Genomic DNA, 20,632 nt, shown 5'->3' with positions numbered 1-20,632 from the left:
AGTTTTGCTCTGAACCGACCGGGCAAATGCGACACGCCGTCCGAGCGGTTCGGGTCAGAACCGCCCATTGCTGTCCTCCGGATGGCCGCGAGGTGACCTCCAGGCTTCGAATAGACGATCGAAAGTTCTGCGACAGGAAAGAAGTCATGATTTTCTTTCCGCTACAGCTTGTGCACTTCACGCGTTTGGGCTGGTCATGAGGGGTGCCGAGGTCTTCGTCACCTGACAGGTTCTCCCGTTGAGGGGAATTTTCGCGGTAGTGTCACTCACACCGACCGACGCCTGTTATCCGAGGGAGCCGGCATGTTCCGCAAGGTGCTCGTCGCCAACCGCGGCGAGATCGCGATTCGCGCTTTTCGCGCCGCCTACGAGCTGGGAGCGGGGACCGTCGCGGTCTTCCCGCACGAAGATCGCAACTCGCTGCACCGCCTGAAAGCCGATGAGTCGTACGAGATCGGCGAACCCGGCCACCCGGTCCGGGCCTACCTGTCCGTCGACGAGATCATCCAGGCCGCGCGCCAGGCGGGAGCCGACGCGGTCTACCCGGGCTACGGCTTCCTCTCCGAGAATCCCGAGCTGGCCGGTGCGTGCCACGAAGCAGGCATCACGTTCGTGGGTCCGCGCCAGGAGATCCTGGAGATGACCGGCAACAAGGCCACCGCCGTGGCCGCCGCGCGCGAAGCCGGCGTACCGGTGCTGGACTCCTCGGCGCCGTCCCGGGACATCGACGAACTGCTGGCCGCCTCCGAGCAGATGACCTTCCCGGTCTTCGTCAAGGCCGTCGCCGGTGGTGGCGGTCGCGGCATGCGCCGCGTCGACGACCCCTCCGGGCTGCGCGAGGCGCTCGAAGCCGCCATGCGCGAAGCCGAGTCCGCCTTCGGCGACCCGACGGTGTTCTTGGAGCAGGCCGTGGTCAACCCGCGGCACATCGAGGTCCAGATCCTCGCCGACAGCCACGGCAACGTCGTGCACCTCTTCGAGCGCGACTGCTCGGTGCAGCGGCGCCACCAGAAGGTCATCGAGATCGCCCCGGCACCGAACCTCGACCCGCAGCTGCGGGAGCGGATCTGCGCCGACGCGGTCGCCTTCGCCCGCAAGATCGGCTACGTCAACGCCGGAACCGTCGAGTTCCTCGTCGACGAGCGCGGCAACCACGTCTTCATCGAGATGAACCCGCGCATCCAGGTCGAGCACACGGTCACCGAAGAGGTCACCGACGCCGACCTGGTCCAGTCGCAGCTGCGCATCGCCGGTGGCGAGTCGCTGGAGGACCTGGGCATGACCCAGGACAAGATCCAGCTGCGCGGCGCCGCCCTGCAGTGCCGCATCACCACCGAGGACCCGGCCAACGGGTTCCGGCCCGACACCGGCATGATCAGCGCCTACCGCTCGCCGGGCGGCGCGGGCATCCGCCTCGACGGCGGCACCGCCTTCGCCGGCACCAGCATCAGCGCGCACTTCGACTCGATGCTGGTCAAGCTGTCCTGCCGGGGCCGCGACTTCCAGACCGCCGTGGGTCGCGCCCGCCGCGCCCTCGCCGAGTTCCGGATCCGCGGTGTCTCCACGAACATCCCGTTCCTGCAGGCCGTGCTCGACGACGACGACTTCGCCGAAGGCCGCGTCACCACCTCGTTCATCGACCAGCGCCCGCAGCTGCTCACCGCCCGGCACTCCGCCGACCGCGGCACCCGGCTGCTCAACTACCTCGCCGACGTCACCGTCAACCGGCCCAACGGGGCGCGCCCGAGCGCGGCCGACCCGAGCTTCAAGCTCCCCGAGGTCGACCTGACGGCCACCCCGCTGCCCGGCTCGAAGCAGAAGCTCACCGAGCTCGGCCCGGAGGGCTTCGCGCGCTGGATGCGCGAGGCCAACAACGTCGGCGTCACCGACACCACCTTCCGCGACGCCCACCAGTCGCTGCTGGCCACCCGAGTGCGCAGCAAGGACCTGCTGGCCGTCGCGCCGCACGTGGCGCGGATGACGCCGGACCTGCTGTCGGTGGAGTGCTGGGGCGGCGCCACCTACGACGTCGCGCTGCGGTTCCTCGCCGAGGACCCGTGGGAGCGGTTGGCCAAGCTCCGCGAGGCCATCCCCAACATCTGCCTGCAGATGCTGCTGCGCGGCCGCAACACCGTCGGCTACACGCCGTACCCGACGGAGGTGACCGAGCACTTCGTGCAGGAGGCCACCGACACCGGCATCGACATCTTCCGGATCTTCGACGCGCTCAACGACGTCGAGCAGATGCGCCCGGCCATCGAAGCCGTGCGCAACACCGGCAAGTCCGTCGCCGAGGTCGCGCTGTGCTACACCGCTGATCTGTCCAATCCGGACGAGAAGCTGTACACACTGGACTACTACCTGCGGCTCGCCGAGCAGATCGTCGAGGCGGGCGCGCACGTGCTGGCCATCAAGGACATGGCGGGACTGCTGCGCGCGCCTGCGGCGGCGACGCTGGTCTCCGCGCTGCGCAACGAGTTCGGCCTCCCGGTCCACCTGCACACCCACGACACCGCGGGCGGGCAGCTGGCCACCTACATGGCCGCCATCCAGTCCGGTGTGGACGCCGTGGACGCGGCGACCGCGTCGATGGCCGGAACCACCTCGCAGCCCGCGCTGTCGTCGCTGGTCGCCGCGACCGATTACACCGAGCGCACCACCGGTCTGGACCTGCAGTCCGTGTGCGACCTGGAGCCCTACTGGGAGTCGGTGCGCAAGATCTACCAGCCCTTCGAGGCGGGCCTGGCCTCGCCGACCGGCCGCGTGTACTCCCACGAGATCCCCGGCGGTCAGCTGTCCAACCTGCGCACCCAGGCGGTCGCGCTCGGTCTCGGCGACAAGTTCGAGGAGATCGAGGCCATGTACGCCGCGGCCGACCGGATCCTCGGCCGGCTGGTCAAGGTCACCCCGTCCTCCAAGGTCGTCGGCGACCTCGCCCTGCACCTGGTGGGTTCGGGCGTCGACCCGGCCGACTTCGAGGCCGAGCCGCGCAAGTTCGACATCCCCGACTCGGTGATCGGCTTCCTGCAGGGTGAACTGGGGGACCCGCCGGCCGGCTGGCCGGAGCCGTTCCGGACCCGCGCGCTGGAAGGCCGCACCACCACCCGCAAGATCGCCGAACTGTCGACCGAAGATCGCGACGGGCTGGTCAACGACCGGCGCAACACGCTCAACCGGTTGATGTTCGCCAAGCCCACCAAGGAGTTCCAGGACCACCGCGACGCCTACGGCGACACCTCGCTGCTGCGCAGCAAGGACTTCTTCTACGGCCTCAAGCCGGGGGAGGAGTACTCGGTGGACCTGGAGCCCGGCGTGCGGTTGCTCATCGGGCTGGAGGCGATCAGCGAACCCGACGAGCGCGGTATGCGCACCGTGATGGCGGTGCTCAACGGGCAGCTGCGGCCCATCCAGGTGCGCGACCGCTCGGTGGCCAGCGACCTGCCGGTCGCGGAGAAGGCCGACCGCTCCAACCCGGGCCACGTCCCCGCCCCGTTCGCCGGTGTGGTCACCCTCGCGGTCGCCGAAGGTGACGCCGTCGAGTCGGGCCAGACGGTCGCGACGATCGAGGCGATGAAGATGGAGGCCGCCATCACCGCCCCGCAGGGCGGTCAGGTCAAGCGCCTCGCCATCGGCGCGGTGCAGCAGGTCGAGGGTGGAGACCTCATCATCGAACTCGGCTGACCCCACAACGCCGGACCCCCGCAACGGGCCGCTTCCCCCACGGGAGGCGGCCCGTTCCGTTCACGGCATTCGAATTTCGCGCGAAGTTCGAGCCCGAACTTCGGCGTTCGAATTTCGCGCGAAATTCGAACGGTCGAGGGCGCGCGGGGCCGGAGGTGGAACGTCCTTCATCCGATCTGGTGAATGCGGGGAGGGGTGGCAACTGGATCGCGTTGGGAGTCCGTGTCTTCGGCAGCGGACTACGACGCGATCGAGACAGGGGGACGTCATGCGCGAGCGGGTCATGGCGAGCGCGTGGGCGCTCGTGGCCGCGGGGCTGATCGCCGGGAGCGGTGCGGCTGCGGCTGACGTGCAGCAGGTCGACTGGCACAACGCCGAATTCGAGGTCCCGCAGGTGGGGTCGTGTCCGAGCCAGGTGGTTTCGTTCGCCGACGGAGCCGGTGAAGCCGGAGACCGGGTCTACCGCTTCGCCCCGGACAAGCCGATCGGCTACGCCGACGTCACCGGCGAAGGGGTCGAGGACGCCCTGATCCTGATCGAGTGCGGGCCGCGGGACGCCGAGTACTCCCGGGCGCTGATCGGCATGACCACGGACCCGGGCGGCACCGCGCCGCGCACGCTGGGAACCGTTGTCAGCCCGCCGGTGTGGACCCAGGTGCCGGAGGAGTTCCAAGTGTTCCACCACGACATCGCCGTGTGGATCAACGACTACGACACCGGCCAGGGCCACACCGAGCACTACCGCTGGGCCTCCTCGGCCCAGGCGTTCGTCCGGATCGACGGTCAGTAACCGGCCTCCGACCAGGACGCCAGGATGCCGGTGACCTGTTCGCGCTGCTGCGAGGACAGGCCACCGGCCGGTGGCCGGACCCCCGCGCCGCACAGCCCCTGCTGGGACAGGGCCTCCTTGACCACCGCCACGTTGCAGGCGGTGGCGTCCTCGGCCCGCATCTTCTCGAACGGGGCGATCAGCGACCACAGCCTCCGGATCTCGGCCTGGTCTCCGCTGCGCAGGGCCAACAGGTAGTCCAGCGAGAGCCTCGGTGCGACGTTGACGCCACCCGAGGTGAAACCGGCCGCGCCCAGCGGCCAGAACGACGGCGCCCACCGCTCGGCGAGCCCGCAGGACCAGGCCACCCGGTCGGGGCCGAGGGCGGCGCAGATCTCGCCGAAGCGCAGCGGGTCGGCGACCGCGTACTTGATGCCGACCACGTTGGGGCACGCGTCGAACAGGGAGCCCAGCGCGTCGGCGCCGATGCGGGAATCCTTGACGTAGAGCACGAAACCGAGTCCTGGCGCGGACTGCGCGATCAGCCGGTTGTAGGCCGCCCACCCGGCCACCGACTGGTGCGGGTGCACCGGCTGGTGCAGCATGGCCAGCGGCGCGCCGAGCTGCTGCACCGCCACCGCCATGTCCTGGGCGGTGGCGATGTCGTAGCCGATGCCGGGCATCACCACCGAGTCGCCGGCGGCGGCGATGGTGACCTCGTTGGCCCGCTGCCACTCCTGGCGGGACAGCGCGTAGAACTCGCTGGTGTTGCCGTTGGGCGTGATCACGTGGACCCCGGCCGCACCCATCCGCGCCACGATCGCCTCGTAGCCGGACCAGTCGGGTGCGCCCGTGCCGTCGAACGGGGTCACGGTGATCGCGGTGACCCCGCGCAGCGCGTCGACGCTGGTGGACATCCTCGCCTCCGCTCGCGTCAGTGGATCGCCGGTTCGGGTGCGCCGCCGGTGCCTTCGAGGAAGTCGAAGTCGCAGCCCTTGTCGGCCTGGGTGATGTGCTGGGCGAACAACTTGCCGTAGCCGCGCGAGAAGACCGGCTCCGGCCGCGTCCACCCGGCGCGTCTGCGCTCCAGCTCCTCTGCGTCGACGTGCAGGTCGAGCCGGCGTCCGGGCACGTCGAGCTCGACGACGTCGCCGTCGCGCACCAGCGCCAGCGGCCCGCCCGCGACCGACTCCGGCGCCACGTGCAGCACGCAGGTGCCGTAGCTGGTGCCGCTCATCCGCGCGTCGGAGATCCGGACCATGTCCGAAACCCCTCGTCGCAGCAGCTTCTTCGGGATCGGCAGCATGCCCCACTCCGGCATGCCCGGCCCGCCCAGCGGACCCGCGCCGCGCAGGATCAGCACCGAGTTCGCATCGACGTCGAGGTCCTCGGCGTCGATGCGGGCCTCCATGTCGTCGTAGGAGTCGAACACGATCGCCCTGCCCCGGTGCCGCAGCAGTTCCGGGCTGGCCGCGCTGGTCTTGATCACGCAGCCATCGGGCGCCAGCGAACCGCGCAGCACGGCCAGCCCGCCTTGCTCGGTCAGCGGGGCGTCGCGGCGGCGGATCACGTCGGTGTCGTGGATCTCGGCGCCTTCGAGGTTCTCGCCGAGCGTGCGGCCGTTGACGGTGATCACCTCGCGGTGCAGCAGCTCGCCGAGCTCGGCCATCAGCCCGCGCAGGCCGCCCGCGTCGTAGAAGTCCTCCATCAGGTACTCGCCGGAGGGCCGGATGTTGGCCAGCGCCGGGACCGCGCGGGAGAGGTCGTCGAAGACCTCCAGCGGGAGGTCGACCTCGGCGCGACCCGCCATGGCCACCAGGTGGATCACCGCGTTCGTGGAACCGCCCATCGCCATCACCACCGCGATGGCGTTCTCGAAGGCCTCCCGCGTCAGGACCTCGCGCGGGGTGACGTCCTCCCAGACGAGGTCGACGATCCGGCGTCCGGTGGCCACCGCCAGCTGCGGGTGGTGGGAGAACGCGGCGGGGACCGAGGAACCGCCGGTCAGCGTCAGCCCCAGCGCCTCGGCGGCGGCGGTCATCGTCGACGCGGTGCCCATCGTCATGCAGTGCCCCGGTGACCGGGCGATGCCGTCCTCGATCTCGCCCCACTCCCGCTCGCCGAGGGTCCCCGCGCGGCGCTGCGCCCAGTACTTCCAGGTGTCGGAGCCGCTGCCGAGGGTCACGCCCTTCCACCGCCCCTTGAGCATCGGGCCGGCGGGCAGGAAGATCGAGGGCACGTCGACGCTGGTCGCTCCCATGATCAGGCCCGGTGTGGTCTTGTCGCAGCCGCCCATCAGCACGCAGCCGTCGACGGGGTAGGAGCGCAGCAGCTCCTCGGTCTCCATCGCGAGCATGTTCCGGTAGAGCATCGTGGTCGGCTTCTGGAAGGGCTCCGACAGCGACATCGCCGGCAGCTCCAGCGGGAACCCGCCCGCCTGCAGGACACCGCGCTTGACGTCCTCGGCGCGCTCCCGGAAGTGCGTGTGGCACGGGTTGATGTCGCTCCAGGTGTTGACGATGCCGATCACCGGCTTGCCCGAGTAGTCCTCGGCGTCGAAGCCCATCTGCTTGGCGCGGGACTTGTGCCCGAACGAGCGCATGGTGTCTACGCCGAACCAGCGGTGACTGCGCAGCTGCTCGGCGGTGAGCCTGGGACGGGACATGCCGGCGAGCCCCCTTCCGGTGTCTGGAACTTCGTCGTTCGCGTGACTTGACTGGTCGGTGTCGTGAGCGGGCCGGGTGTTGCGGATGCGGTATATGATATCTCAGATGTCCGACGATGCGAAGGGTCGAACATGGTGGACACCTCGGTCAAGGCTCACGATCCGCTGCCGGAGAGGACCCTGCAGGCGCTGCGCCACGCCAGCACGGCGACCATCACGACGCAGCTGCTCTCACGCGGCCTGCGCAACCAGTTCATGCAGGGCCTGAGGGCGCTGAACCCGGCGCAGGCGAACATGGTCGGCGTCGCGTTCACCCTGCGCTACATCCCGGCGCGGGAGGACGTCGACGTGCTGTCGGTGTTCCAGGACTACGACCACCCGCAGCGCAAGGCCGTCGAATCGGTGGGCAGCGGCGAGGTCCTGGTCATCGACTCGCGCGGGCAGCAGCGCGCCGCTTCGCTCGGTCACATCCTGGCGACCCGGCTGCTGCACCGCGGCTGCGCGGGCGTGGTGACCGACGGCTCGGTGCGCGACTCGGACGGCTTCGCGACGCTGGAGATGCCGACGTTCGCGAGGAACCCGTCCGCCAACACCAACCTGATCCAGCACCACGCGGTGGACATGCAGGTGCCCATCGGCTGCGGCGAGGTCGCCGTCTACCCGGGCGACGTGCTCGTCGGCGACTGCGACGGCGTCGTGTGCCTCCCGCGGCACCTGGCCGAGGAGGTCGCCGAAGCGGCTGCCGCGCAAGAACATCTCGAAGCCTTCGTCCTCTCCAAAGTGGAATCCGGACGTCCGCTGCGCGGCACGTACCCACCGGACGAGGCCACCCGCGCCGAGTACGAGGCGTGGGCCGCCGAAAACCCCTGGCGGTGAACGACTTGCGAGCTGACGCGAGTGCGAGGAGGAGCGAGGTGCGGGTTTCCGCCGAGGCAGTGCGCACGCTGATCGTCGACGTCCTCGCCGCGTGGGGCATGGACCGCGACCTGGCCGAGACCACCGCCGAGGTGATGGCCGAGACGGACCTGGCCGGCATCGACTCGCACGGCGTGTCGATGCTCATGACCTACGAGCAGTTCCGCGCCGAGGGCAGGATCGACCTGCGCGCCAGACCCACCGTCGTGCGCGAGAGCGCCGCATCGGCGCTGGTCGACGCCCACGGCGGCATCGGGCACCCGGCCGGTGAGTTCGCCATGCGCATGGCCATCGACAAGGCGAGGACCGGCACCGTCGGCGTGGTCTCGGTGGTCAACTCGCATCACTTCGGCGCGGCCGGTCACTACGCCGAGATGGCCGCGAGGCAGGGACTGGTCGGACTGGTCACCAGCTCGGCGAACCTGCCCGCCTCGCCGCCCACGGGATCGGTGGTGCCGATGCTGGCCACCAACCCGATCGGCTTCGCCGCGCCCGCCCGGCGCAATCCCCACTTCCTGCTCGACATCGCCACCACCACGGCCGCCGTCAACAAGGTCAAGGTCTACGACTTCCACGGCGAATCCCTCCCCGAGGGCTGGGTGGTCGACGAGGACGCCCAGCCGGTGACCGACGCGCACCGGGCGCTCGGCATCCTCCGCAACGACGACATCGGCGGACTCACCCCGCTCGGTGGAACACCCGAGATGGGTTCGCACAAGGGCTACGGGCTGAGCATGATGGCCCACGTCCTGGCCGCCACGCTGTGCGGCGGCGCGTTCCCGGCGAGTCGGAAACCCGAGGATCCCCACAACATCGGGCACTTCTTCCTCGCGCTCGACCCGAGCGGGTTCCGCCCACCCGGCGAGTTCGAGGACGACCTCGACGACGCCATCGACCGGCTCCACGCGACACCACCGCTGAACCCGGACGAACCCGTTCTGGTGGCGGGAGATCCGCAAGCCGCCTCACGGGAAGTCCGTCGCCGGGACGGGATTCCGATGCCGGACACCCTCGTCGAGCAGCTGCGCGGCGTCGCCCAACGCGCGGGAGTGGAGTCAGCTCTCTAAGAAGTCCGCCAGCCGTGCGTCTGCGGTGAGCACGTCGGGGTCGATGCGCACGTCCAGCACGCACGGCCGGTCCTCGGCCAGCGCGCTCCTGATCGCCGGCTCCAGCTGGTCGCGCGCGTCGACGGTGTGCCCGGCGGCGCCGAGGCTCCGCGCCCAGCCCGCGAAGTCCACCGTTCCGATGTCCACCGCGGACATCGGGCGGTTGCTCTTGACCTGGTGCAGCGCGATCGTGCCGTACAGGCCGTTCTGGAACACCACCACGACCACGGGCGCCTCATGCCGCACGGCCGTTTCGATCTCCTGGCCGGTCATCAGCGCGCCGCCGTCGCCGACCATCGCGAGCACGGTGCGCTCCGGCGCGACGAGCTTCGCCGCCACCGCTGCGGGGACCGCGTAGCCCATCGCCCCGTTGCACGGGCCGAGCTGCGTGCGCGGTTCGGTGAAGCACCAGTAGCGGTGGGCGAATCCGGAGAAGTTGCCTGCGTCGTTGGTGACCACCGCGTCGCGCGGAGCGAGCCGCCGCAGCTCGCGCACCACCTCGGTCGGGTGCGGAGCGGAAGTGGCGTCGAGTTCCGGTGGGGTCATGAACTCGCGCACCGCCGCGTGGGCGGCCGAGAGGTCGCGCCGTCGCCCCGGGGTCTTCGCGCGCAGCTCGGCGAGCGCCGAGGGCGGCAACCGCAGGTGGTCCTGCTCGGGTAGCGGGAACCGGAAACCCTGGCTGGTCACCTCGTCGAGCCGCATTCCCACCGTCAGCACCACGTCGGCGTTCTCCAACGCCTTGAGCTGAGCGTCCGGCACCGACAGGCCGAGGTGGCCGGCGAAGTGCGGGTGGTCCTCGGGGAAGGCGTCCTGCCGCCGGAAACCCGTGTACACCGGGAGTCCGAGCTCCTCGGCGGTCACGACCAGCTCGCGGTGGCTCGCGGGATCACGTGCTCCGGTGATCACCACGGGACTGCGCGCGGCACCGAGCCGTTCGGCCGCGGCGGCGACGTCGGGAGCCTCGGCGGGCGGCGGCTCGGGAACCGGCAGCGGGCCGGGGAAGGGTTCGTCCCAGAAGTCGCTGGGCACCGCCACCACGGCCGGCCCCGGGCGCGGTCCGGTCGCCCGCGCGAGCGCCTCGGCGACCGCGCCCGGGACCTCGGCGGCCGAGGTGGGCTGGCATGCCCAGTTGGCCAGCGGGGCGAACATCGCCGCGAGGTCGACCTCCTGGAAGCTCTCCCGGCCCAGCTTGGTGGAGGGGACCTGCCCGAGCAGCACCACCATCGGGGTGTGGTCCTGCCGGGCGGTGTGCACGCCGATGGACAGGTTCGTCGCGCCGGGGCCCCGACTCGCCATCGCCACGGCGGGGACGCCGCGCAGCTTGCCGCACGCCTCGGCCATGAACGCCGCGCCGCTCTCGTGCCGCGTCGAGACCAGTGTCAGCTCCGGTGCTTCGGCGAACGCGTCGAGCAAGCCCAGGAACGATTCCCCGGGCACGGTGAAGCCGTGTTCGACTCCCGCGTCGGCGAGCACGCGGGCCACGGCCTGGGCGACTGTACGCATGAGTTCCTCGCAGCTGTCCGATCCGTCGGCGATGTTGGTATATCATACATCAAGCTGTGCGGCAGGCGGGGAATCCGCTGGTCGCTCGGGTGTGTCGGAACGGCTTGATATATCATCGGAGGTGTGACACAGCTGGCCAGTGATTCCTCCGGACTGCGTCCCCTCAGCGGGCCCGCCAGCCGCACCGACCTGGTCGCGGACTCCATCCGCAACGCGATCCTGGCCGGTGAGCTGCGCCCGGGCGAGACGCTGGTCGAGCGGCGCCTGTCGGAACTGCTCGGCGTGTCGAAGACGCCCGTGCGCGAGGCCCTGATCGGCATGGCCCACACCGGTCTGGTCACGGTGGTGCCGAACAAGGGCATCACCGTCCGCAAGCTCTCGCTCGAAGACGTCCGCAAGGTCTACGAGGTCCGCAGGCTGCTCGAACCGTGGGCCGCCAAGATGACCACCACCGCCGGTTCACCCGACGTGGTCCACCGCGCGCAGGACGCGCTCAACGAGGCCGCCGGGCTGCTCAGCGCGGGCGACAACCACGCCCTGAGCATGGCCAACCGCCGCTTCCACCGATCGCTGTACTCCGGCTGCGGCAACGGCCTGGTCATCAACCAGCTCGACGACCTGCAGGACCTCACCGCGCTGGGCGTGGTGAACCTGCTGTGGGACCGCTGGCCCACCTGGCGCGAGGAGTTCGTCGAGCACGCCGAGATCCTGGCCGCGGTCAACGACGGCAACGCCGACGAAGCCGAACGCCTCGTGAGCGAGCACGTCCAGCAGTCCCTGACCAACCTCGAATCGGCCGAGAAGGCCGAGTCCTGAGGGCTTTTCCGAGCTGCGTGCGCGGCGGCGCCGTGAACAGGCACCGCCGCGCAGCACGAGTCGCGCTCAGAACATCGGTCTCTGCTCGTCCAAGGGCTTGACCTGCACCACGAAGGCGTAGAAGAACGCGCCCAGCACGCACATCGCCCCGGCGAACACGAGCGGCCACACGTAGGCGAACTGCCCGGTGCCCAGCAGGAAGCCGATCACGATCGGCCCGATGATCCCGCCCAGCTGCGAACCGAAGTTCTGCACGCCGGTCAGCGACGCCACGTTGCGCGGGGTCGGGGCCACGTCCGCCGGGAGCGACAGCAGCGCGCCCGTGGACACCGCCGCGCTGCAGTAGGACAGGGTGAGGAACACCAGCGCCCACGCCGGATTCGGCGCGATCGAGGCCAGCGCGATCGTCGACGCACCGACCATGCCGATCACCAGCGGGATCTTGCGGGCCATCGCCAGCGGAGTCCCGCGCCGCACCAGCCAGTCGGAGAACAACCCGCCCAGCCAGTTCGCCACCATCGCCGCCAGGCCCGGGATCGCCCCGAACAGGCCCAGTTCCAGCAGTGAGAAGCCCTGCTGGTTGACCAGGAAGTCCGGGTACCAGGTGATGAAGAAGTAGATGATCACGCCGCGGCAGGTGTAGCCGGCCACCAGCGCCCAGGTCGTCGAGTAGCGGAACAGGTCGCGCCACTTCATCGGCTGCTTGCCCGCGTCGCCGAGCTCCTTCTCCTCGGTGCGGCCGCCGCCCTGCTCGATGTAGTCGACCTCGGCCTGGTTGGCCCACTTCTGCTTGCGCGGCGAGCGGTAGATCAGCAGCCACGCCACGACCCAGACCAGGCCCAGCGCTCCGGTGACCACGAACGAGCCGCGCCAGCCGACCAGCGCGATCAGCAACGTCACCAGCGGGACCGACAGCGCGCTGCCGAACTCCGAGCCGGTGTCGAAGATGGACGACGCGAAAGCCCGCTCCTTGCGCGGGAACCACTCCGACACCACCCGGGCGTTGGCCGACTGCACCGGGGCCTCGCCGACGCCCAGCACCAGCCGGCACCCGATCACCCCGGCGAAGCCCCTGGTGAGCGCGGTGGCCGCGGTGCCGATCGACCACCACACGACCGCGATCGCGTAGAGCGCTCGCGGGCCGTAGCGGTCGACGAGCCAGCCTCCCGGGAGCTGGAATATCGCGTAGGTCCAGAAGAACGACGACAGCATGACGCCCTTGAGCTCGTCGGAGAACTGGAGCTCCTGCTGCATGGAATCGCTTGCGACGCTGAGGTTCGCGCGGTCGATGTAGGCGATGGCGGTGGCCAGGGCGACCAGGACGACCATCAACCACCGGATCTGGGACCGCTTGCCGGTGGACTGCTTCGGGGCCGCAGTGGACATGGCGGGTTCGTGCATGCAACCACCCCGTCGTGACGCATGATATCTCATATCCCACGCTAGGTGAGCTGCGTTACAGGGTCAACAGGTCGCGAAGGAGAGGTGGCCCGCCACCTCCGGCGGGCCACCTCCGATGTCAGCTGGGCCGGATCGCCGTGAGCAGCTGGGTGGCTCGGCTCAGGGCGACGTACAGCGCCCTCCGGCCGGTGGTCGATTCCGCGGCGAGGCCGTCGGGGTCGACGACCGCCACCGCGTCGTACTCCATGCCCTTGGAATCGAGGCTGCCGACCACCCTGAGCCTGGGATCGTCCACATCGGACAACCAGGCTCGCACCTCGTCCCTGCGGTCCATCGTGGTGATGACGCCGATCGTGCCCTCAGCCCGTTCCAGCAGGTCGCGGGCGGCGTCCCGGGTCGTCGCGGCCAGCTGGTCCGCCGGGACCTCGCGCACGTCCGGCTCGACGCCCGTGGTGCGCACCGCCGTCGGCAGGTCGTCCGGGTCGACCAGGTCGCGGACCGCGTCCGAGGCGTAGTCGAAGATCTCCGCCGAGTTCCGGTAATTGGTGCGCAGCGTGAACTTGCGGTGGGTGCGCTGGGCGCTGAGCGCCTCCTCGCGCGCGGTCGCGGCCTCCGCCGGATCCGGCCAGGAGGACTGCACGGGGTCACCCACGATCGTCCAGCTCGCGTGCCTGCCGCGGCGGCCGACCATCCGCCACTGCATCGGGGAGAGGTCCTGCGCCTCGTCGATCACCACGTGCGCGTACTCGTCGTAGTTGACGGCGCGGCGCGGCTGCTCCGCCTCGGGCTCGGCCCGGCGGGGGCGCTTGGGCGGCGGGCCGATCAGCACCCGCAGCTCGTCGATCAGCGCGATGTCGGCCACCGTCCACTCGGAGACCTCAGCCCACGACTTGGCCAGGACGTCGACCTCCTCGGCTGCCAGCAGCCGCCGGGCCGCGCGGGCCAGCCGTTCCGGGTCGGACAGCCAGCGCAGCACCTGCATCGGGTACAGCGCGGGCCACCAGGCGACCAGGAAGCGGTGAAACTCGATGCGCTCGCCGATCTCGCTGATCAGCTGATCGCGGTCCGGCTGGAAATCGCCGCCGGCCAGGCCCCGGGCCTGCTGCCACAGGGCTTCCAGCAGCGCATCGGCGGCCTTCATCCGGGTCTTGTTCGGCTGGCCGCCCTTGTTGTGCAGGGTGCGGCGGATCCGCTTGAGCTCGTCGGCCTCCAGCTTGAGCACCGTGCCCCGGTAGAACAGCTGCAACGTCTCCGGGGCGTCCGGCGGCGGCAGGCGCAGCGCGCGACGCAGCACCTTGACCATCCGCGACGAGCCCTTGACCTCGGCGGTGCGCGGGTCGTCGACCTTCCCGGCGCTGATGCCGTCCAGGACCTCGCCCAGCGCGCGCAGCTCCACGTTGTGCTCGCCCATCGACGGCAGCACCCGCGAGATGTAGCTCATGAACACCGGGGACGGGCCGATGACCAGCACGCCCGGCCCGCCGAGCCTGCGCTGCTCCCGGTACAGCAGGTAGGCCGCGCGGTGCAGCGCGACGGCCGTCTTGCCGGTGCCGGGACCGCCGGTGATCTCGGTGACGCCGCTCTCCGGAGCCCGGATCGCCTCGTCCTGCTCCTTCTGGATGGTGGCCACGATGTTGCGCATCGTCTCGCCGCGCGAGCGGGTCAGCGCCGCCATCAGCGCGCCGTCACCGATCACCCGCATGTCGGACGGCGCCCGGTCCGGGTCGAGCAGGTCGTCGGAGACGTCGACCACCTGCTCGCGCGAGCAGCGGATCACCCGTCGCCGGATCACGTCCTGCGGGTGCTCGGGAGTGGCCTGGTAGAAGGCGGCGGCCAGCGGGGCGCGCCAGTCCACCAGCAGGTTGTCGAAGCGCTGGTCGCGGATGCCCAGGCGGCCGATGCGCACGGCGTCCCCGGTGCCGAGGTCGAGGCGGCCGAACACCAGGCCCTCGGACTCGGCGTTGAGCGCCTGCAACGTCCGGTTGGCGTGGTGCAGCATCACGTCCCGCTCGTTGAGCGCCTCGGGCGTGGCCTCCCGGCCGTACTCGTAGCTCTTGTCGCGCATCGCCTCGGCTTCGGAGCGCAGCTCGTCGAGCCGGGCGTACACGCGGTCCACGTGATCCTGCTCGACCGCGATCTCGGCCTGCTTTTCGGATGCTTCGGACACCTGTGACTTTCTCCCGGTCTGGCGCGGTGGGCAGACCCAACAGAGTACGCGCGATGCCGCACCGCCCGACGTGTCCCGCCTGCCGTCGGGACCGGTTCGCGGGCGTAAGATGCGCGGTGGCGGCGGACCCGCGAAACACCTGCCCACCAGCGGTGCGCGACGATGTCCGGGTGACGCGGATCGTGGCGGGGAGCGCGGGCGGACGACGCCTGGAAGTGCCCCCGAAGGGAACCAGGCCAACTTCCGAGCGGGTGCGCGAGGCGCTGTTCAACTCGCTGGAGACGATGCTCGACATCGACGGCCTCCGCGTGCTCGACCTCTACGGCGGCTCCGGGGCGCTGGGCCTGGAGGCCCTCTCCCGAGGTGCCGGGCACGCCACCTTCGTCGAATCCGACCGCCGCGCCGCTCAGATCCTCAAGCGCAACGCCACCACCCTGGGGTTCCGCGACGTGCGCGTCGAGCAGGTCAAGGCCGAGGCGCTGACCGCCGCGGCGGCCGCCGAACCGTTCGACGTCGTCTTGGCCGACCCGCCCTACGACCTGCCCGGTGACCTGCTGCAACGCGTGCTGGACGGGCTCGTCGCCCACGGCTGGGTCGGGCCGGGCAGCGTGGTGATCGTCGAACGCGCGGTCCGCAGCGGAGACCCGGACTGGCCCGCCCCGCTGGAGGCGCTGCGCTCCAAGCGCTACGGGGACACGTCGGTGCACTGGGCCGTGATCGAACAGCGGTGAGCCAGGACACGTCGATCTGGGGGGTTGCCGTTCCGGCTGCTAACGTCCCAGCACATGAGGCGTGCGGTATGTCCAGGTTCTTACGACCCCGTCACCAACGGTCATCTGGACATCATCGAGCGAGCGTCCGGCCTGTTCGATGAGGTCGTCGTCGCGGTGCTGATCAACAAGAGCAAGAAGGGCTTGTTCTCCGTTGAGGAGCGCCTCGAAATGCTGCGCGAAGTCACCGCCCAGTGGCCCAACGTGCGCATCGACTCCTGGCACGGCTTGCTGGTCGACTACTGCAAGGCCAACGAGATCGGCGCGATCGTCAAGGGCTTGCGCGCCGTCAGCGACTTCGACTACGAGCTGCAGATGGCGCAGATGAACCAGCAGCTGTCCGGGGTCGAGACCATGTTCATGTCGACCAACCCGCTCTACAGCTTCCTGGCGTCCTCCCTGGTCAAGGAGGTCGCCACCTACGGCGGCGACGTCTCCAACCTGCTCCCGCCGAAGATCGAGCAGCGGCTGCGCGAGCGCATCGCCGAGAACGGTTAACCTCCCGGTCACGCGAACTTCTGTGAATCTTGCGGGGTTTCCTTCGGGTTCCCGCCATTTCCGCAGCGTGACGGCCTGCCGCGGTTAGCGTGATCGACATGATGAAGTCAGTGCAGATCCTGCTGGCCGCCCTGCTCGCCGTGGCGGGGCTCGTCGGCTTCCAGTCCAGCGCCTTCTCCGCCGCCCCCGCCCCGGCCGCCGTCGCGCAGGCCGAGTGCGGCGACACCACCGGGTTCGACCAGGTCACCCTGTCGTCCCTGCCGCCCGAAGCCGCCGAGACGGTCGAGCTCATCAAGGCCGGCGGCCCCTTCCCGTACCCCGAGGACGGGCAGACCTTCGGCAACCGCGAAGGGCTCCTGCCCGACTGCGCGGACGGGTACTACAAGGAGTACACCGTGGAGACCCCGGGCAGCGACGACCGCGGCGCCCGCCGCTTCGTCGTCGGCGAAGCCGGTGAGTTCTTCTGGACACAAGACCACTACGAAACCTTCGCCCTGACCGACATCAACGCTTGATCATTTTGCTGATCGGTGCGGGTAGCGGAACCTGAGACGCCGTCTGGACTGCGGGTGCCACTCCTGATGTATGTCCAATACACGGCGGAGCGGCCGTCCTCGCCAGACGACGTGTCAGAACCCGCGGCGGTGCGAGTTGCTCAGGTGGTGACAGAGGAAGCACCTCCGGTGCTTGCCTGACGTGAACGAGGGAACCTTCCTTCCACTCCTGTGGTCGGGAGGTTCCCTTTTCGTTCGTGCGCGAACGGTGGCTTGACACGCGGATGGCGGATTTCCCCCGCGTACGGGGGTCGCGCAGGCAGACTGTGGAGGGGAACGGCCCGTGATCGGCATCGCGCGGCGTTCTGACATGCTTGAGCGGCGCGGCGCTGAACGACTGCAGGGAGATCATGGTGTACCGGGTGTTCGAGGCCCTCGACGAGCTGGTCACGATCGTCGAAGAGGCGCGTGGCGTCCCCATGACCTCGGGTTGTGTGGTGCCCCGCGGTGACGTGCTGGAGCTGCTCGACGACGTGCGGGACGCGATCCCGCAGGAGCTCGACGACGCCCAGGACGTGCTGGACCACCGCGACGAGGTGGTCACCAAGGCCCAGACCGAGGCCGACAAGTCGGTCGCGGAGTCCCGCAGCGAGGCCGAGCGCACCATCGCCGAGGCCCGGGCCGAAGCGGAGCAGCTGCTCGCCGAGGCCCGCGAGCAGGCCGATCACCTGCTCTCCGACGCGCGCGGCCAGGCCGAGCAGACCGTCACCGCGGGCCGCCGCGAGTACGAGGACTACATCAGCCGCGCGCAGTCCGAGTCCGACCGCATGGTGCAGGCCGGGCGCGCCGCCTACGAGCAGTCGGTGCACGAGGGCAAGGCCGAGCAGGCCCGCCTGGTCACCGACACCGAGGTCGCGCAGGCCGCCAGCGCCGAGGCCAAGCGGATCGCGGAGGAGGCCAACGAGGAGGCCGAGCGGCTGCGCAGCGAGTGCGACGCCTACGTCGACTCCCGCCTGGCCGACTTCGAGGACCTGCTGGGCCGCACGCTGCGCACGGTCGGCAAGGGCCGCCAGCAGCTGCGCAGCCCGATGGGCGCGCCCTTCGACTACGAGGAGTGGCAGCCCTCCGCGGGCGCCAACTGAGCCGCTCCTCACTCCGGCCGCGGAACCGCCTTGAACAGGGGCTGGTGTCGTCCGCGGCTGGACGTCACGTACGCTGGGAGGGCTGACTTGGGGTGCAGTGCCCGATTCGTCGTGGTCCGTTCCCAAGATCCGCCCAATGCCCATTCACCGAGCACCGAAATTCGTGATGTCTCAGAGCCATGAAACGCGCACTGCGCAAGCCGGCCCGTGGGTGATCGACACCCGGGAGATCGGCCACCGGGCCGGTAGCAGCCGTGCCTACACGCGCAAGGCCCCGGCGCCCGCCGGCTTCGGGCTCGACATGATCAAGGTGCCCGAGGGCGAGCCGGTGGAGCTTGATCTGCTGGCCGAGTCCGTGGTGGAGGGCGTGTTGGTGTCGGGCACGGCGTCGGCCCAGCTGACCGGTGAGTGCGTCCGGTGCCTCGACCCGGTCTCCGAGGAGATCGAGATCGAGGTCCGGGAGCTCTTCGCGTACCCGGACAGCGCGACCGACACCAGCACCGATGACGACGAGGTCGAGCGGGTCGTGGACGACCTCATCGATCTCGAACCGGTGGTGCGGGACGCGATGCTGCTGTCGCTTCCCTCGGCGCCGGTGTGCTCGCCGGACTGCCAGGGGCTGTGCTCCGGGTGCGGCGTGAAGTGGGCCGAACTCGCCCCCGAGCACACGCATGAGACCATTGATCCTCGCTGGGCCGCGCTTCAAGAGCGGCTCGGCGGTACCGAAGAGGAGAAGTAGTCGTGGCCGTCCCGAAGCGCAAGATGTCCCGGGCCAACACCCGTCACCGCCGTTCGTCGTGGAAGACCTCGGCGCCGACGCTGGTCGAGTGCTCGAACCGCTCCTGCCGTGAGCAGAAGCTGCCGCACGTCGTCTGCCCGGCCTGCGGTCAGTACGACGGCCGTCAGGTCGTTCAGCCGGCCTGAGCGGCGGTCACGTAGTGGGGGGAAAGCAGTCGAGGGCCCGTCAAGTGGACAGGGCTCCGTTGTTGGCAGCGCTCGGCGTCGAACTGGACGCCGAGCTGCTCACCCTCGCCCTCACCCACCGTTCGTACGCGTACGAGAACGGCGGTCTTCCGCCGAACGAGCGGCTGGAGTTCCTCGGCGACGCGGTGCTCGGACTGGTGATCACCGATCACCTCTACAACGAGCACCCGGACCTGCCGGAGGGGCAGCTCGCGAAGCTGCGCGCCAGCGTGGTCAACATGCACGCGTTGGCCGGGGTGGCCCGCGGGCTCGGTGAGGGCGGGCTCGGCGAGTACCTGCTGCTGGGTCGTGGCGAGGAGCTCACGGGGGGCCGTGACAAGGCGAGCATCCTCGCGGACGGTTTGGAGGCGGTGCTCGGCGCCGTCTACCTGGCCGAAGGCATCGACGTCGCGCGCGGCGTCGTGCACAAGCTCTTCCAGCCGTTGCTGGCCGAGGCTCCGCAGCGCGGAGCCGGTCTGGATTGGAAGACCAGCCTCCAGGAACTGACCGCCTCCGCGGCACTCGGCGTGCCCGAGTACCGCGTCGAGGAAGAAGGCCCTGATCACCGCAAGGAGTTCAGCGCTTTCGTGGCGGTCGGTGGCCAGACCTACGGGCGAGGCGACGGCAGCACCAAGAAGGAAGCCGAGCAGAAAGCGGCCGAAGCGGCATGGCGCCAGCTCAACGAGCAGGTCAACGCCGTTCAGGCCGAGGACTCGGCGGACTCCGCATCGTGAGCCGGTCGGTTCGATCGCGAACCGACCGTGACGAAGGGACATGATCGAGGGCCCCGCCCTGATCATGTCCCTTTTTCACGCCCGCCTCCAGCCGCGTTCCGGGCGTGGGTGAGGATGGGTTCGTGCCTGAGTTGCCCGAGGTCGAGGTGGTCCGCCGCGGTGTTTCCGATCATGCGGTGGGACGGAAGCTCTCCAGCGTCGAAGTGCTGCACCCGCGTGCCGTCCGCCGTCACGTGCCCGGAGCGCAGGACCTCGCGGCCAGGCTCGCCGGGAGGGTGCTGACCGCGGCCCGCCGGCGCGGCAAGTACCTGTGGATCGAACTCGGCGACGGCCCCGACGACACCGACGGCGAAGCGGTGGTCGTGCACCTGGGCATGAGCGGGCAGCTGCTCGTGCAGCCCACCGACGCGCCCGACGAGAAGCACCTGCGGGTGCGGATGCGCTTCGCCGACGGCGGTTCCGAGCTGCGGTTCGTCGACCAGCGCACCTTCGGCGGGCTGCAGCTGGCCGAGCTCGTCGAGGTGGACGGCGTGGCACTGCCCCAACCGGTCGCGCACATCGCGCCCGATCCGCTGGAGCCGGTGTTCGACCTGGCCAGGCTGACCGAGCGGCTGCGCGGCCGCCGCACCGGCATCAAGCGCGCCCTGCTCGACCAGAGCCTGGTCTCCGGCATCGGCAACATCTACGCCGACGAAGCCCTGTGGCGGGCCAAGCTGCACTGGGCCCGCCCGACCGCGACCATGACCCGCCCCAAGGTCCGCGAACTGTTCGAGGCCGTCACCGACGTCATCGGCGAAGCGCTGCACGCGGGCGGCACCTCGTTCGACGCGCTCTACGTCAACGTCAACGGCGAGTCGGGCTACTTCGACCGATCGCTGGCGGTCTACGGCCAGGGCGGGAAGCCCTGCCCGCGGTGCGGAGCCTCGATCCGCCGCGACGCGTGGATGAACCGCTCCTCCTACACCTGCCCGGTCTGCCAGCCGAAACCGCGCAACGCGCACCTGTGAG

The 20,632-nt window shown here is 70.1% G+C and carries 18 protein-coding genes; 13 read left to right on the top strand and 5 right to left on the bottom strand.

The window, feature by feature from the left end; all coding sequences use genetic code 11:
- Window positions 1-303: 303 nt before the first annotated feature.
- Together KBO27_RS25485 and KBO27_RS25480 are read left to right on the top strand one after the other, a co-directional pair.
- Complete coding sequence (locus tag KBO27_RS25485) at window positions 304-3,681, top strand: pyruvate carboxylase (RefSeq protein ID WP_210972398.1); 3,378 nt, start codon at window positions 304-306, stop codon at window positions 3,679-3,681.
- 268 nt (window positions 3,682-3,949) lie between these two features.
- Window positions 3,950-4,471 carry a hypothetical protein gene (locus tag KBO27_RS25480; RefSeq protein WP_210972397.1) on the top strand — a complete coding sequence of 174 codons (522 nt, stop codon included), beginning with the start codon at window positions 3,950-3,952 and terminating at the stop codon, window positions 4,469-4,471.
- Here KBO27_RS25480 and KBO27_RS25475 read toward each other — a convergent pair.
- Entirely contained in the window at window positions 4,465-5,367 is a 903-nt protein-coding gene (locus tag KBO27_RS25475) for a dihydrodipicolinate synthase family protein (protein WP_210972396.1), read from the bottom strand. The genes KBO27_RS25480 and KBO27_RS25475 overlap by 7 nt on opposite strands.
- A gap of 17 nt (window positions 5,368-5,384) precedes the next feature.
- A complete protein-coding gene (gene araD, locus KBO27_RS25470; protein WP_210972395.1) occupies window positions 5,385-7,115 on the bottom strand; it encodes an L-arabinonate dehydratase in 1,731 nt (576 codons plus the stop codon).
- 132 nt (window positions 7,116-7,247) lie between these two features.
- Here araD and KBO27_RS25465 point away from each other — a divergent pair, with 132 nt between their 5' ends.
- Window positions 7,248-7,991, top strand: coding sequence for a ribonuclease activity regulator RraA (locus KBO27_RS25465; RefSeq protein WP_210972394.1), 744 nt, complete (start codon window positions 7,248-7,250; stop codon window positions 7,989-7,991).
- A gap of 38 nt (window positions 7,992-8,029) precedes the next feature.
- Window positions 8,030-9,097, top strand: coding sequence for an Ldh family oxidoreductase (locus KBO27_RS25460; RefSeq protein ID WP_210972393.1), 1,068 nt, complete (start codon window positions 8,030-8,032; stop codon window positions 9,095-9,097).
- On the opposite strand, the gene KBO27_RS25455 is transcribed toward KBO27_RS25460, so the two are convergent.
- The gene (locus KBO27_RS25455) at window positions 9,086-10,639 is read right to left on the bottom strand and encodes a thiamine pyrophosphate-binding protein (RefSeq protein ID WP_210972392.1); all 1,554 of its coding nucleotides are present in this window, start codon (window positions 10,637-10,639) and stop codon (window positions 9,086-9,088) included. The two genes, KBO27_RS25460 and KBO27_RS25455, sit on opposite strands and share 12 nt — an antisense overlap.
- Window positions 10,640-10,762: 123 nt before the next feature.
- Here KBO27_RS25455 and KBO27_RS25450 point away from each other — a divergent pair, with 123 nt between their 5' ends.
- Window positions 10,763-11,455, top strand: coding sequence for a GntR family transcriptional regulator (locus KBO27_RS25450; protein WP_307870608.1), 693 nt, complete (start codon window positions 10,763-10,765; stop codon window positions 11,453-11,455).
- Window positions 11,456-11,521: 66 nt separating this feature from the next.
- On the opposite strand, the gene KBO27_RS25445 is transcribed toward KBO27_RS25450, so the two are convergent.
- Together KBO27_RS25445 and KBO27_RS25440 are read right to left on the bottom strand one after the other, a co-directional pair.
- Entirely contained in the window at window positions 11,522-12,856 is a 1,335-nt protein-coding gene (locus KBO27_RS25445; protein WP_210972391.1) for an MFS transporter, read from the bottom strand.
- A gap of 118 nt (window positions 12,857-12,974) precedes the next feature.
- Complete coding sequence (locus KBO27_RS25440) at window positions 12,975-15,023, bottom strand: HelD family protein (RefSeq protein ID WP_210972390.1); 2,049 nt, start codon at window positions 15,021-15,023, stop codon at window positions 12,975-12,977.
- A 170-nt stretch (window positions 15,024-15,193) separates the two neighbouring features.
- On the opposite strand from KBO27_RS25440, the gene rsmD reads away from it, so the two are divergent.
- The 8 genes from rsmD to mutM all read left to right on the top strand — a co-directional run bounded on the left by rsmD (window position 15,194) and on the right by mutM (window position 20,631).
- Window positions 15,194-15,754: a 16S rRNA (guanine(966)-N(2))-methyltransferase RsmD gene (gene rsmD / locus KBO27_RS25435; protein ID WP_210972389.1), complete on the top strand. Its 561-nt coding sequence runs from the start codon at window positions 15,194-15,196 to the stop codon at window positions 15,752-15,754.
- Window positions 15,755-15,808: 54 nt separating this feature from the next.
- Window positions 15,809-16,291, top strand: a complete 483-nt coding sequence (gene coaD / locus KBO27_RS25430) for a pantetheine-phosphate adenylyltransferase (RefSeq protein WP_132676528.1) — start codon at window positions 15,809-15,811, stop codon at window positions 16,289-16,291.
- 98 nt (window positions 16,292-16,389) lie between these two features.
- Window positions 16,390-16,806 carry a guanyl-specific ribonuclease gene (locus tag KBO27_RS25425; protein ID WP_210972388.1) on the top strand — a complete coding sequence of 139 codons (417 nt, stop codon included), beginning with the start codon at window positions 16,390-16,392 and terminating at the stop codon, window positions 16,804-16,806.
- A 392-nt stretch (window positions 16,807-17,198) separates the two neighbouring features.
- A complete protein-coding gene (locus tag KBO27_RS25420; RefSeq protein WP_210972387.1) occupies window positions 17,199-17,927 on the top strand; it encodes an SPFH domain-containing protein in 729 nt (242 codons plus the stop codon).
- Window positions 17,928-18,093: 166 nt separating this feature from the next.
- Window positions 18,094-18,666 (top strand): YceD family protein, encoded by a 573-nt coding sequence (locus KBO27_RS25415; RefSeq protein WP_165943995.1) that lies wholly within the window; start codon window positions 18,094-18,096, stop codon window positions 18,664-18,666.
- 2 nt (window positions 18,667-18,668) lie between these two features.
- Window positions 18,669-18,851: a 50S ribosomal protein L32 gene (rpmF, locus tag KBO27_RS25410; protein ID WP_125091036.1), complete on the top strand. Its 183-nt coding sequence runs from the start codon at window positions 18,669-18,671 to the stop codon at window positions 18,849-18,851.
- 14 nt (window positions 18,852-18,865) lie between these two features.
- Complete coding sequence (gene rnc, locus KBO27_RS25405; RefSeq protein ID WP_132625405.1) at window positions 18,866-19,624, top strand: ribonuclease III; 759 nt, start codon at window positions 18,866-18,868, stop codon at window positions 19,622-19,624.
- 122 nt (window positions 19,625-19,746) lie between these two features.
- Window positions 19,747-20,631 (top strand): bifunctional DNA-formamidopyrimidine glycosylase/DNA-(apurinic or apyrimidinic site) lyase, encoded by an 885-nt coding sequence (gene mutM, locus KBO27_RS25400; RefSeq protein ID WP_210972386.1) that lies wholly within the window; start codon window positions 19,747-19,749, stop codon window positions 20,629-20,631.
- Window position 20,632 lies beyond the last annotated feature (1 nt).

The organism is Saccharopolyspora endophytica, assembly GCF_018070075.1.
GTDB lineage: Bacteria > Actinomycetota > Actinomycetes > Mycobacteriales > Pseudonocardiaceae > Saccharopolyspora > Saccharopolyspora endophytica.
Note: the sequence above shows the minus strand (reverse complement) of the source record. Positions and strands in the feature narration are given on the sequence as shown.

Excerpts from the sequence above, each read along its gene's own strand:
- KBO27_RS25485 (WP_210972398.1), top strand. The coding sequence starts at position 304 with ATGTTCCGCAAGGTGCTCGTCGCCAACCGCGGCGAGATCGCGATTCGC.
- KBO27_RS25480 (WP_210972397.1), top strand. The coding sequence starts at position 3,950 with ATGCGCGAGCGGGTCATGGCGAGCGCGTGGGCGCTCGTGGCCGCGGGG.
- KBO27_RS25475 (WP_210972396.1), bottom strand. The coding sequence starts at position 5,367 with ATGTCCACCAGCGTCGACGCGCTGCGCGGGGTCACCGCGATCACCGTG.
- araD (WP_210972395.1), bottom strand. The coding sequence starts at position 7,115 with ATGTCCCGTCCCAGGCTCACCGCCGAGCAGCTGCGCAGTCACCGCTGG.
- KBO27_RS25465 (WP_210972394.1), top strand. The coding sequence starts at position 7,248 with ATGGTGGACACCTCGGTCAAGGCTCACGATCCGCTGCCGGAGAGGACC.
- KBO27_RS25455 (WP_210972392.1), bottom strand. The coding sequence starts at position 10,639 with ATGCGTACAGTCGCCCAGGCCGTGGCCCGCGTGCTCGCCGACGCGGGA.
- KBO27_RS25445 (WP_210972391.1), bottom strand. The coding sequence starts at position 12,856 with ATGCACGAACCCGCCATGTCCACTGCGGCCCCGAAGCAGTCCACCGGC.
- coaD (WP_132676528.1), top strand. The coding sequence starts at position 15,809 with ATGAGGCGTGCGGTATGTCCAGGTTCTTACGACCCCGTCACCAACGGT.
- KBO27_RS25425 (WP_210972388.1), top strand. The coding sequence starts at position 16,390 with ATGATGAAGTCAGTGCAGATCCTGCTGGCCGCCCTGCTCGCCGTGGCG.
- KBO27_RS25415 (WP_165943995.1), top strand. The coding sequence starts at position 18,094 with ATGTCTCAGAGCCATGAAACGCGCACTGCGCAAGCCGGCCCGTGGGTG.